At 41.3% G+C, this 12,678-nt stretch carries 11 protein-coding genes; 6 read left to right on the top strand and 5 right to left on the bottom strand.

Features of this window, described 5'->3' with window-relative positions; genetic code table 11:
• Positions 1 to 4 precede the first annotated feature (4 nt).
• From ACIF8R_RS00950 to abeS, 4 genes are all read left to right on the top strand, one after another.
• Positions 5 to 1,471: a PLP-dependent aminotransferase family protein gene (locus ACIF8R_RS00950; protein WP_396478955.1), complete on the top strand. Its 1,467-nt coding sequence runs from the start codon at positions 5 to 7 to the stop codon at positions 1,469 to 1,471.
• A 56-nt stretch (positions 1,472 to 1,527) separates the two neighbouring features.
• Entirely contained in the window at positions 1,528 to 2,898 is a 1,371-nt protein-coding gene (yegQ, locus tag ACIF8R_RS00945; protein ID WP_396478477.1) for a tRNA 5-hydroxyuridine modification protein YegQ, read from the top strand.
• Between the two features lie 2 nt (positions 2,899 to 2,900).
• Positions 2,901 to 3,164, top strand: a complete 264-nt coding sequence (locus ACIF8R_RS00940) for a YfhL family 4Fe-4S dicluster ferredoxin (protein WP_396478475.1) — start codon at positions 2,901 to 2,903, stop codon at positions 3,162 to 3,164.
• Between the two features lie 235 nt (positions 3,165 to 3,399).
• Positions 3,400 to 3,729, top strand: coding sequence for a multidrug efflux SMR transporter AbeS (gene abeS, locus ACIF8R_RS00935; RefSeq protein WP_003650669.1), 330 nt, complete (start codon positions 3,400 to 3,402; stop codon positions 3,727 to 3,729).
• Positions 3,730 to 3,803: 74 nt separating this feature from the next.
• Here abeS and ACIF8R_RS00930 read toward each other — a convergent pair whose 3' ends face one another.
• From ACIF8R_RS00930 to ACIF8R_RS00910, 5 genes are all read right to left on the bottom strand, one after another.
• A complete protein-coding gene (locus ACIF8R_RS00930) occupies positions 3,804 to 4,580 on the bottom strand; it encodes an ABC transporter ATP-binding protein (RefSeq protein ID WP_005307066.1) in 777 nt (258 codons plus the stop codon).
• A 9-nt stretch (positions 4,581 to 4,589) separates the two neighbouring features.
• The gene (locus ACIF8R_RS00925; RefSeq protein ID WP_396478472.1) at positions 4,590 to 5,303 is read right to left on the bottom strand and encodes an ABC transporter permease; all 714 of its coding nucleotides are present in this window, start codon (positions 5,301 to 5,303) and stop codon (positions 4,590 to 4,592) included.
• On the bottom strand, positions 5,300 to 5,989 hold the full coding sequence (locus ACIF8R_RS00920) for an ABC transporter permease (protein ID WP_087399935.1): 690 nt from the start codon (positions 5,987 to 5,989) through the stop codon (positions 5,300 to 5,302). The genes ACIF8R_RS00925 and ACIF8R_RS00920 overlap by 4 nt, the downstream gene beginning before the upstream one ends.
• 91 nt (positions 5,990 to 6,080) lie before the next feature.
• A complete protein-coding gene (locus ACIF8R_RS00915) occupies positions 6,081 to 6,866 on the bottom strand; it encodes an ABC transporter substrate-binding protein (RefSeq protein WP_396478470.1) in 786 nt (261 codons plus the stop codon).
• Between the two features lie 177 nt (positions 6,867 to 7,043).
• Complete coding sequence (locus ACIF8R_RS00910; RefSeq protein WP_191001352.1) at positions 7,044 to 8,072, bottom strand: LysR family transcriptional regulator; 1,029 nt, start codon at positions 8,070 to 8,072, stop codon at positions 7,044 to 7,046.
• Positions 8,073 to 8,269: 197 nt separating this feature from the next.
• On the opposite strand from ACIF8R_RS00910, the gene adeF reads away from it, so the two are divergent.
• Positions 8,270 to 9,490: a multidrug efflux RND transporter periplasmic adaptor subunit AdeF gene (gene adeF, locus ACIF8R_RS00905; protein ID WP_396478467.1), complete on the top strand. Its 1,221-nt coding sequence runs from the start codon at positions 8,270 to 8,272 to the stop codon at positions 9,488 to 9,490.
• 6 nt (positions 9,491 to 9,496) lie between these two features.
• A complete protein-coding gene (adeG, locus tag ACIF8R_RS00900; protein ID WP_396478465.1) occupies positions 9,497 to 12,676 on the top strand; it encodes a multidrug efflux RND transporter permease subunit AdeG in 3,180 nt (1,059 codons plus the stop codon).
• The last annotated feature ends 2 nt before the right edge of the window (positions 12,677 to 12,678 follow it).

Genomic DNA, 12,678 nt, shown 5'->3' with positions numbered 1-12,678 from the left:
ATGAATTGACATGTACAAATATAAAAAAGTGAGTGATGACCTAACCCTTCAAATTCAAAATGGAAGGCAGCCTATTGGTTCACGCTTACCATCAATTCGCGACTGCGCAAATCATTATCAGGTCAGCATTAACACCGTAAAAGAAGCTTATCGTCAGCTTGAAGACCAAGGTTTAATTTCAGTTCGTCCACAGTCTGGTTACTATGTTTGCCATGCACCTTCAAACTTACTAGAACTCGAAGAACGTTATGTCAGTGAAGAAAAAGTATCTCTTTCAGGAATTAGCTGTTTTCTAGCACAAATTGTTAAAAAGCAGATGGATCCCGACTATGTCAATTTGGCCTTAGCTTGCCCTACAGGTGAAAACTTCTATCCAATTGAACGCTTAAAACGCTTAACTGCTCAAGTTTTACGGACACAACCAGATATTTTTAAAAACTATACTTTACCGCCCGGCTCTATACGTTTACGTACTCAAATTGCGAGGCGAAGTTTACAGCTTGGTATGTTTCTTTCAGCAGATGATATTGTACTCACTCACGGCACGATGGAGGCTTTAAGTCTCGCGATTATGGCAACAACTCAAGCGGGTGACAGCATTGCTCTTGAGATCCCTACTTTTCATAACTTGTACCCACTCCTTCATAATTTAGGCCGAAAAATTGTAGAAGTGCCGACTTCGCCGCATACAGGTATGTGCCTAGATGCTCTTGAAGAACTCTTAAAATCTAAAAGTGTACAAGCCATATTAACCATTCCAACTGGACATAACCCTCTCGGTTTTAGCATGCCTGAAAACAACCGCCGTCGCGTGGCAGAGCTAGCCAATCAATTTCAAGTTCCCGTCATTGAAGATGCAATGTACGCCGAACTGCAACTCACTGAACCGCTCTTACCCAACATTAAGGCATTTGACCAAAATGGATGGGTTTTGGTGTGTGGTAGCTATACCAAGACTGTAGCACCAGACTATCGAATTGGTTGGTTAGAAGCTGGGCGCTTTCGTAATATTGTGCAGCAGCTTAAATTTACAACCACTGTTGCCGAACCAGCTTTACTCACAGAAACGTTGGGACTTTTTTTAGAAAATGGCGGATATGATCTGCACTTAAGGCATCTTAAAAAACGCTATCAACAACAAATTGACACCATCAAATCTTATATATGCCGTTATTTTCCAGTCGGTACTCGAGTCAGTCGACCGCAAGCAGGATTTATTTTATGGTTAGAGCTACCCGAGTCTATTGATGCATTAGAACTTTTTCATCAGGCAATGGATGAAAAAATCTTATGCATGCCGGGAATTTTATGTTCAGCTGATAAACGATTTAGTCACTGCTTACGTATAGCAGCTTGTTTTGAATTAAATCCCAAAATGTTAAATGCTTTGATGCGCTTAGGAGAGCTAGCAAAAAATATGCTGCCCGTACAAAAGGATAATGATCAAATCCCTACTAATTCAGTAGGTTGAATCCCAAATGTGGAGTTAATAAAATAAAACCATATATTTTTTATGCCTTTTATTTTATGAAAACTGAACTCCTCTCTCCCGCAGGTTCACTAAAAAACATGCGCTATGCATTTGCCTATGGAGCGGATGCCGTATATGCAGGCCAACCACGTTACAGTTTACGTGTGCGTAATAATGCTTTTGATCATGACAACTTAAAAATTGGAATTGATGAAGCGCATGCTTTGGGTAAAAAGTTTTATGTTGTGGTGAATATTCAGCCTCATAACAGCAAATTAAAGAACTTTATTCGTGATCTTGAGCCGATTGTAGCAATGCAGCCAGATGCGCTCATTATGTCTGACCCAGGTTTAATTATGATGGTACGTGAACATTTCCCAGAAGTACAAATTCATTTATCTGTTCAAGCCAATGCCATTAACTGGGCCACTGTTAAATTTTGGAAAGATTACGGTTTAAGCCGTGTGATTTTATCGCGCGAGTTGTCATTAGAAGAAATCGAAGAAATCCAGCAACACGTACCAGACATTGAACTCGAAGTTTTTGTACATGGCGCACTATGTATGGCCTACTCAGGTCGCTGTTTACTTTCTGGATATATGAACAAACGTGATGCCAACCAAGGTGCTTGTACCAATGCTTGTCGTTGGGACTATAAGTTGCATGAAGCCCAAGAAGATGCAAACGGCGACGTGATTCCAGTTACTCAGCTCAACACGTCAGAGAAGTCTTGCTGTTCATCAGCACAATCAGAGACAACTTCATCTCAAACTTTGCTTGTACAACGTAATGATGAAGAAATGTTTGCTGCCGAAGAAGATGAACACGGTACTTATTTTATGAACTCCAAAGATTTACGTGCGGTACAGCATGTAGATCGTTTAACCAAAATGGGCATTGCTTCACTGAAAATTGAAGGCCGTACTAAATCGTATTTTTACTGTGCGCGTACTGCTCAAATTTATCGAAAAGCCATTGATGATGCTTTATCAGGTAAACCCTTTGACCCAAGCTTAATGACTCAACTCGAAGGGTTGGCAAATCGTGGTTATACCGAAGGTTTTTTAAGACGTCATGTACATAGCGAATATCAAAACTATGCTGATGGTTCATCATATTTTGACTACCAACAATTTTGCGGCGAAGTATTAGAACGTCACGGCGATTATATTCGCATTGAGGTGAAAAACCGTTTTGTGGTTGGCGACTCACTTGAACTCATGACGCCTCAAGGCAACATCACATTTACCTTAGCCGCAATGCGTGATTTAAAAGGTAACCCGATTACAGATGCTAAAGGTTCGGGGTATTTTGTTGAAATTCCACTCTCACAAAATGTTGATATCAGTTATGCCCTACTCGTACGCAATTTGCCTCATGCGAAAGAAAGTATTACCGCATCTAGATTGACTTATTCAGCGAGTTAAACATGGCTCTTTTGATTACCAGTGACTGCATCAACTGTGATATGTGCTTACCTGAATGCCCCAACATCGCTATTTTTGAAGGGAGCAAAGTTTATGAAATTGATCCACACCGTTGTACCGAGTGTGTAGGCTTTTACGATGCGCCAACATGTAAGGCGGTTTGCCCTATCGATTGCATAAAACCAGACCCTGCGCATATTGAGAATAAAGAGCAACTTTTAGAGAAATTTAAAGGGTTAAATTTACTCAGCGAATCTATTTCTTAAAAAGACTATCGAGGATCAGGATAAAGTTACTGATCCTCTTAAATGACTATGCAGATCAATGATTAAATAAATGAATAAATAGCTGAGAACACTTTGCTAGTGATAAAATCAATTTATCAGTTCAGTTTGATTTACTGGTCATTTTGTACCAAAAAAATTAAACAATCGTTAAAACTGCCAAACCATTTCAACATTTCATGTAGATTGATTAAAACTCATTCTGGCGCAGCTCCCCATGTCTTATCTTTATTTAGCAATTGCGATTGCTTGTGAAGTCATTGCAACTTCAGCTTTAAAAGCATCTCAAGGTTTTACTGTTCCTATTCCATCCATTATTACAGTTGTGGGTTATGCAATTGCTTTTTATTTATTGTCTCTTACGCTAAAAACGATTCCGATTGGAATTGCATACGCCATTTGGTCGGGCGCGGGTATTATTTTAATTTCTGCAATTGGCTGGATATTTTACAAACAGCATTTAGACTTGGCGGCCTGTATTGGTCTTACTTTGATGATTGCAGGTATTATCATTATTAATGTGTTTTCTAAAAACACTCATCTATAAAATATAATTTAAAAGCAACCGAGTAAGATGTGAATCCTTTTTTAAAAAGTTTCACCTTACTCGGTATAAACAGCTTATTTCAAACTGCCCGTCAAAAATTGCTTTAAACGCTCACTTTTCGGATTATTGAGTACTTCATCAGGATGGCCCTGTTCCTCAATTTTCCCTTGATGCAAGAAAATCACTTGATTAGACACATGACGTGCAAAGCCCATTTCATGTGTCACCACAATCATGGTACGGCCTTCTTCAGCCAAACTCTGCATAACCTTGAGTACTTCACCCACCAACTCCGGATCAAGTGCACTTGTTGGTTCATCAAATAGCATCACTTCTGGTTCCATCGCCAAAGCACGAGCAATTGCTACCCGCTGCTGCTGACCACCAGATAAAAATGCCGGATATTTACTCTCAACGCTTTCAGGCAATCCAACTTTGCGCAGATATTTCCGCGCACACTCTTCTGCTTCAGCACGCTTTACTCCAAGCACATGAATTGGCCCTTCAATGACATTTTCAAGCACTGTCATATGTGACCATAAATTAAAGTGCTGGAACACCATCATCAGTTGAGTACGCATTTTTTGTAGTTGCTTTGGATCAACCACTTTTAAATTGCCTTTTTTATCAAAGACTGTGCGTAATTTTTCACCATTGAGTTTAATGGTGCCATTGCTCGGTTGTTCTAAAAAGTTGATACAACGCAGCAAGGTACTTTTACCTGAACCGGATGAACCAATAATACTAATCACATCGCCAGCATTTGCATCAAGTGATATCCCTTTCAGTACTTCATGATCGCCAAATGTTTTGTGTAAATCACGAATCACTAGTTTTGCAACGTGTTCCATTTATGTCTCCTAATGATTCGATGGCTTTAAAAATGCCAACCAACGTTTTTCCAACTTACGAAATATCCAAATCAAAATAAATGCCAACATCGCATATAACACCGCGGCAATCCCAAAAGCATTGAAAGTGTCATAAGTTGCCGCATTTACATCACGCGCAATTTTTAAAATGTCAGGAACAGTTGCTGTAAACGCAATGGTTGTCGCATGCAACATCAAAATGACTTCATTGCTGTAAAATGGCAAAGCACGGCGTAACATCGACGGAATGATAATACGTGTGTAGAGTTTCCATTTTGACATTCCAAAAGCTTGGGCAGCTTCAATCTCGCCATGTGGAATAGAACGAATCGCTCCAGCGAAGATTTCAGTCGTATATGCACCAGTATTGAGCGCGAACGCCAAAATGGTGCAATTTATGCCCTCTCGAAAAAATGCATCAAGCGTCTGATGTTCATGGACGTAATCAAAGCTGTAAATACCTGAATAAATAATTAACAGTTGGATATACAGTGGTGTGCCACGAAAAACGTAGGTAAACAACCAAACAGGACCACGCAACCAAAGATTTTCTGATACTCGTGCAAGTGATAAAGGCACAGCAAGCACAAAGCCAATACCAATAGAAAGCACCAATAACCAAGCAGTCATCGCGACACCGGTCATCTGTAGGCCATCGGTCCAAAGGTATGCCTGCCAATATTGTTGAAGGATTTCAATCATAATTGTCCCTTCCTCACACCAGCAGAATAACGACGTTCAAGCCACATTAAGATCAAGTTCGACACGGTGGTAATTGCCAAATAAATCGCAGCAGCCACGATGCTGAAAAAGAACAGTTGCATGGTACTTCTACCCGCATCTTGCGTAATTTTTACAATATCAGTCAGGCCAATAATGGAAACTAGTGCGGTTGCCTTAATCAAAACCTGCCAATTATTACCAATACCCGGCAATGCAAAACGCATCATTTGAGGGAATAATACACGTCGGAAAACCTGCCAAGGAGTCATCCCATAGGCCTTTGCTGCTTCAATTTGACCCGTTGGAACCGATTGAAATGCACCACGAAAGGTCTCGGTAAAATATGCACCATAAATGAACGCTAAAGTAATCACACCAGCCACGAATGGGTTGATATCAATCTGGTCCATTTGCAATGCTTCAGTAATTTGGTTTAAACCTAACTGCAAGCTATAAAATAACAGCAGCATAATTACCAAATCAGGCACACTACGGATGAGTGTGGTATATGCGGTCGCAATATAGCGTAAAGCTTTAATATTAGAGAGTTTTGAACTCGCACCAATTAAGCCAATAATGACAGAAAGCAAAAGTGACAACAGCGCAAGCTGTATGGTCATCCATGTTCCGCTGAGAAGGAGTGGCCCATAGCCAGATAAAAACATGACTCATCTTCTCCTTAAAAACAATATCTAATATTGATGAGATGAGAATAGATTTTAAAATGTCGGCACTAAGCCGACATTTTTCACATCATTAGTAAATGTTAAAGGAGAAATATTTTTTCTCGAGTTTCTTGTATGTGCCATCCGCAATGATTGCTGCGAGAGCTTTGTCAATATTCGCTTTCAAATCTGCATCTTCTTTGCGTAAACCGATCGCTGCACCTACACCCAGTGTTTTTGCATCAACCACATTGCTGCCGACAAAAGTAAAGTTTTTGCCTTTTGGTTGTTTTAAGAAAGCACCATCAACCATGATTGCATCTTGTAAAGTTGCATCTAAACGACCTGACATCATGTCTTGATAAATCAAATCTTGGACTGGATAAGGTACAACAGTTACACCTTTTGTTGCCCAATAGGTTTTAGCATAAGTTTCTTGAATTGTGCCCTGTTGTACCCCTACACGCTTACCTTTTAATGAAGTAGGTGTTGGCAATAACGGTGAGCCTTTTTTTGCAACCATACGCGTTGGCGTATTGTAGATTTTGCTACTAAATAAAATTTGTTTTGCACGTTCATCAGTCACAGTCATTGATGAAAGAATGCCATCAAATTTTTTCGCTTTAAGTGCCGGAATCATTCCGTCAAAAGAGTTTTCAACCCAAACACATTTAGCTTTGAGTTTTGCACAAATGGCATTACCCAAATCAACATCAAAACCAGTTAACTTGCCATCTGGTGTTTTATATTCAAATGGAGCATAAGACGACTCAGTACCAAAACGAATCACCTTCCAATCCTTTGCTTGAACATTCGTTGCAACAGCAGCCAAAACCAAGGTTGTTGAAACGAACATTTTTTTCATAAAGCTTGCCATCTTGAAGCTTCTCCTTAAAATCCAAATAAGGTGATAAAAAAACTTGAGCAATTTCTAAATTACTCTTCTACCGAAATAATTGCAATTTCTATACCAGTAAATTAAGGATTTATGAAACTATCAAAACAGCTGATCGCCTTACCCCATTAAATATTGAAAAATCACTCAAATTTTAATTTAGTTTTTGAGTGTGTAAGCCTCTGCCATATTTTCATTTTCAACCAATGTCCGAATGGTGTATTCATGGTTATGTTCTTTGGCACTGGCAAATTCACATTTTTGATCTAATGACATTGAACAACCACTCAGCAATGGACAACCTGCAAATAATTCGGCTACCCAATCTACAAATACACGGACTTTAGGCGATAAATGACGGTTTTGTAGATAAACGACTGATATTGGCATAGGCGCAGGTAACCATTCAGTCAACACCTCTCTAAGAGCACCAGACTCTAAATGTTTTGCCACCATATAATATGGACATTGAATTAGGCCAAAACCTTGTACTGCCAAATCAATATATGAATCGCCATCGTTAACAGAAACACGTCCCTTCACACCGACACTATGAATTTCACCGTTCACCATGAAATCCCAATCGATATTGCGTCCGGTACGGCTGTTAAAATAATGTACCACTTGATGTTTTTGTAAGTCTTCAATGGTTCTTGGTTCGCCATGTTCCATCAAGTAACGTGGCGCAGCTACTGTCACACACTGAATTGTTCCGATACGGCGTGCAACTAAACTTGAATCTTTCAATTGACCAATACGAATGACACAGTCCACCGCATCTTGAACTAAATCGACTGGACGATCACTCATGCCAATCACCAAATCAATATCGGGGTACTTGGCATGAAAATCACACAGCATCGGAATCAGAATCAACCGCCCGATTGAAGCTTTAACATCAATGCGCAGTCGTCCTCGAGGTCCACGTTCAGAATCATGAAAAGTTGATTCTACGTCTTCGACATCGGCCAAAATTCGCGCGGTCCGTTCATAATAAACCGCGCCATCTGGTGTCAAACTGAGTTTACGGGTGGTACGGTTTAATAAGCGAACTTGTAAATGCTTCTCTAAAGCCTGAATGGTTGTCGTTACAGAAGCACGCGGTAGGCCTAAACTGTCAGCCGCTAAACTGAAACTATTTGTTTCGACAACTTTGTTAAAGACTTTCATCGCATGAAATAGATCCACACGCACACTCCTATCAATGCATTTATTTAATCAAACACATCAATTGTTATAAAAATACGAATAGTGTTATCGAATTTAATATATTTATTCGTGATTGACAAACTTTTATGCTCCGTCCATCCCATAAACCCTGTTTCTCCCATACGGACCAAAACTAAAAGTCTGAAAACAGGTATCCAAATAACTAGGAGCACCTCATGTCATTTTCTCGCAAACAGTTCGCACTGTCTGCCATCTTTGTCGCCATTTTGGCTACAGGGGGCAGTTTTATGTTTTTACATGAAAATGCCGATGCAAAAGCTGCACCGACCAGTGCCCAACAAGCTGCAACTGTTGATATTTCTAATGTCATCAGCAAAACCATTACCGATTGGCAAGAATATTCCGGTCGCTTAGAAGCAATCGATCAAGTCGATATTCGGCCACAGGTTTCAGGTAAACTCATTTCCGTACACTTCAAAGATGGCAGTCTTGTTAAAAAAGGCGATTTACTATTTACCATTGACCCGCGTCCTTTCGAAGCAGAACTCAATCGAGCCAAAGCTCAACTTGCTTCGGCTGAGGCACAAGTAACATATACGGGTTCTAACCTTTCTCGTATTCAACGTTTAATTCAGAGTAATGCTGTTTCTCGCCAAGAGTTAGATTTGGCAGAAAATGATGCACGATCAGCCAATGCTAACCTTCAAGCCGCTAGAGCAGCCGTTCAATCTGCACGTTTAAATCTGGAATACACTCGTATTACTGCACCAGTCAGCGGCCGAATTTCCCGCGCCGAAGTAACCGTTGGTAATGTGGTTTCTGCAGGTAACGGCGCACAGGTTTTAACAAGTTTAGTATCAGTATCACGCCTATACGCATCTTTCGATGTTGATGAACAAACTTACCTAAAATACATCAGCAACCAGCGTAACTCAGCACAAGTTCCTGTCTACATGGGACTTGCCAATGAAACAGGTTTTACTCGCGAAGGTACGATCAATTCAATCGACAATAACTTAAATACCACCTCAGGTACGATTCGTGTCCGCGCAACCTTTGACAATCCAAACGGAGTTTTATTGCCGGGTTTATATGCACGCATCCGTTTAGGTGGTGGTCAACCTCGTTCAGCAATTTTGATTAGCCCAACCGCAGTTGGAGTCGATCAAGATAAACGTTTTGTCGTAGTAGTTGATGCGAAAAATCAAACTGCTTACCGCGAAGTAGAACTCGGTGCCCAACAAGATGGCTTGCAAATCGTGAATAGCGGATTACAAGCGGGTGATCGTATTGTGGTAAATGGTTTACAGCGAATTCGTCCGGGTGACCCTGTTACACCTCATCTTGTTCCTATGCCAAATGCGCAAATCACTGCGAGCAGCACTACTCCTCAACCTCAGCCAACAGATAAAACATCAACTCCGGCAAAAGGTTAATCACATATGAATATTTCTAAATTCTTTATTGATCGGCCGATCTTTGCTGGTGTGTTATCAGTACTGATTTTACTTGCTGGTTTACTGTCGGTATTTAAATTACCGATTTCGGAATACCCCGAAGTTGTTCCACCATCTGTGGTGGTACGTGCTCAATATCCGGGTGCAAACCCGAAAGTCATTGCTGAAACTGTTGCTTCTCCGCTTGAAGAATCCATCAACGGCGTTGAAGACATGCTGTATATGCAGTCTCAGGCAAACAGTGACGGTAACTTAACCATTACAGTGAACTTTAAGCTCGGTATTGACCCAGACAAAGCTCAGCAATTGGTTCAAAACCGTGTGTCTCAGGCCATGCCTCGTTTACCTGAAGACGTACAGCGTTTAGGTGTCACTACCTTAAAAAGCTCGCCTACTTTAACCATGGTTGTGCATCTGACTTCACCAGATAATCGCTATGACATGACCTACTTGCGTAACTACGCGGTGCTCAACGTAAAAGACCGTTTGGCTCGTTTACAAGGTGTAGGTGAAGTCGGTTTATTTGGTTCTGGTGACTACGCAATGCGTGTGTGGCTCGACCCACAAAAGGTAGCGCAACGTAATCTCACAGCAACTGAAATTGTGAGTGCAATCCGCGAACAAAACATTCAGGTAGCTGCTGGTACCATTGGTGCTTCGCCAAGTAATTCACCTTTGCAGCTTTCGGTCAATGCTCAAGGTCGTTTAACCACTGAACAAGAATTTGCAGATATTATTTTAAAAACTGCCCCTGATGGCGCGGTTACCCGATTGGGTGATGTTGCTCGTGTTGAACTTGCAGCTTCACAATACGGCTTACGTTCGTTACTCGATAATAAACAAGCGGTTGCCATTCCAATTTTCCAAGCACCGGGTGCTAATGCTTTACAAGTTTCTGATCAAGTGCGTAGCACAATGAAAGAACTTTCAAAAGATTTCCCATCTTCGATTAAATACGACATTGTGTACGACCCGACTCAGTTCGTACGTGCCAGTATTAAAGCGGTTGTTCATACCTTACTTGAAGCGATTGCACTGGTTGTTGTGGTTGTTATTTTATTCTTGCAAACATGGCGTGCTTCAATCATTCCATTGCTTGCCGTACCAGTTTCAATTATTGGTACATTCGCGCTCATGCTTGCTTTTGGTTACTCGATCAATGCGCTTTCTCTGTTTGGGATGGTACTTGCTATCGGGATTGTGGTCGATGATGCCATTGTCGTCGTCGAAAATGTCGAGAGGAATATTGAAGCAGGCTTAAGCCCAAGAGATGCAACTTATCGCGCGATGAGAGAAGTGAGCGGACCAATTATTGCGATTGCCTTAACGCTGGTTGCCGTGTTCGTTCCACTTGCCTTTATGACAGGCTTAACAGGGCAATTTTATAAACAATTTGCCATGACCATTGCCATTTCAACTGTTATTTCGGCATTTAACTCCCTTACTCTATCTCCTGCTTTAGCAGCCATGCTACTAAAAGGACATGATGCTAAACCTGATGCATTAACACGCATTATGAACCGTGTATTTGGACGTTTCTTTGCGCTGTTTAACCGCGTATTTACACGTGCATCAGACAACTATGGTAAAGGCGTAAGTCGCGTTATCTCTCATAAAGCATCGGCAATGGGTGTCTATGCAGCTCTTCTAGGCTTAACAGTTGGTATTTCTTATATTGTTCCGGGTGGCTTTGTTCCAGCTCAAGACAAACAATATTTGATTAGCTTTGCGCAGCTACCAAATGGCGCATCATTAGATCGTACCGAAGCAGTCATTCGTAAAATGAGTGACACTGCACTTAAACAGCCTGGTGTAGAAAGTGCGGTTGCCTTCCCTGGCCTATCAATTAATGGTTTCACCAATAGCTCAAGTGCAGGTATTGTCTTTGTGACCTTAAAGCCATTCGATGAACGTAAGGCCAAAGACTTATCTGCAAATGCTATTGCAGGTGCACTCAACCAGAAATATTCAGCTATTCAAGATGCTTATATTGCGGTTTTTCCACCGCCACCAGTGATGGGCTTAGGGACCATGGGCGGCTTTAAACTCCAACTTGAAGACCGAGGTGCCTTAGGCTATTCAGCCTTGAATGATGCTGCTCAAAACTTTATGAAAGCAGCAAAATCAGCTCCTGAACTGGGTCCAATGTTCTCAAGTTATCAAATTAACGTACCTCAACTAAACGTAGATCTGGACCGTGTAAAAGCCAAGCAACAAGGTGTTGCAGTGACAGATGTTTTCAACACCATGCAGATTTATTTAGGTTCTCAGTACGTTAACGACTTTAACCGCTTTGGACGTGTTTATCAGGTTCGTGCACAAGCCGATGCGCCTTTCCGTGCTAATCCTGAAGATATTTTGCAGCTTAAAACCCGTAACAGTGCCGGGCAAATGGTACCGTTATCTTCATTGGTAAATGTAACTCAAACTTATGGTCCAGAAATGGTAGTTCGTTATAACGGCTATACCTCAGCAGATATTAACGGTGGACCTGCACCGGGTTATTCATCTAGCCAAGCAGAAGCTGCGGTTGAACGTATTGCTGCTCAAACTCTACCGCGTGGTATCAAGTTTGAATGGACAGATTTAACTTACCAAAAAATCTTGGCTGGTAATGCAGGACTCTGGGTATTCCCAATTAGCGTATTACTGGTGTTCTTGGTGCTAGCTGCTCAATATGAAAGTCTAACCTTACCTTTAGCTGTAATTCTAATTGTGCCGATGGGAATTTTGGCTGCCCTCACTGGGGTTTGGCTCACCAGTGGAGATAACAACATCTTTACCCAAATCGGTCTGATGGTACTGGTCGGGCTGGCCTGTAAAAATGCCATTTTGATTGTTGAATTTGCGCGGGAGCTCGAAATGCAAGGTGCAACTGCTTTTAAAGCAGCAGTTGAAGCAAGTCGTCTTCGTTTACGTCCAATTTTAATGACCTCTATTGCATTCATTATGGGTGTCGTCCCACTGGTTACTTCAACTGGTGCAGGTTCTGAAATGCGTCATGCGATGGGTGTTGCAGTGTTCTTCGGAATGATCGGGGTAACTTTCTTTGGTTTATTCCTGACTCCTGCCTTTTATGTCCTGATTCGTACACTGAACAGCAAACATAAATTGCATTCGGCGGCAGTTCATGAAGCGCCATTAGCTAGCCCACATGATCATTAAGG

This window comes from Acinetobacter sp. ABJ_C4_1 (assembly GCF_044538495.1).
GTDB lineage: Bacteria > Pseudomonadota > Gammaproteobacteria > Pseudomonadales > Moraxellaceae > Acinetobacter > Acinetobacter nosocomialis_A.
Note: the sequence above shows the minus strand (reverse complement) of the source record. Positions and strands in the feature narration are given on the sequence as shown.

Coding starts and splice junctions, on each gene's coding strand:
- yegQ (WP_396478477.1), top strand. CDS start 1,528: ATGAAAACTGAACTCCTCTCTCCCGCAGGTTCACTAAAAAACATGCGC.
- ACIF8R_RS00940 (WP_396478475.1), top strand. CDS start 2,901: ATGGCTCTTTTGATTACCAGTGACTGCATCAACTGTGATATGTGCTTA.
- abeS (WP_003650669.1), top strand. CDS start 3,400: ATGTCTTATCTTTATTTAGCAATTGCGATTGCTTGTGAAGTCATTGCA.
- ACIF8R_RS00930 (WP_005307066.1), bottom strand. CDS start 4,580: ATGGAACACGTTGCAAAACTAGTGATTCGTGATTTACACAAAACATTT.
- ACIF8R_RS00925 (WP_396478472.1), bottom strand. CDS start 5,303: ATGATTGAAATCCTTCAACAATATTGGCAGGCATACCTTTGGACCGAT.
- ACIF8R_RS00920 (WP_087399935.1), bottom strand. CDS start 5,989: ATGTTTTTATCTGGCTATGGGCCACTCCTTCTCAGCGGAACATGGATG.
- ACIF8R_RS00915 (WP_396478470.1), bottom strand. CDS start 6,866: ATGGCAAGCTTTATGAAAAAAATGTTCGTTTCAACAACCTTGGTTTTG.
- adeF (WP_396478467.1), top strand. CDS start 8,270: ATGTCATTTTCTCGCAAACAGTTCGCACTGTCTGCCATCTTTGTCGCC.
- adeG (WP_396478465.1), top strand. CDS start 9,497: ATGAATATTTCTAAATTCTTTATTGATCGGCCGATCTTTGCTGGTGTG.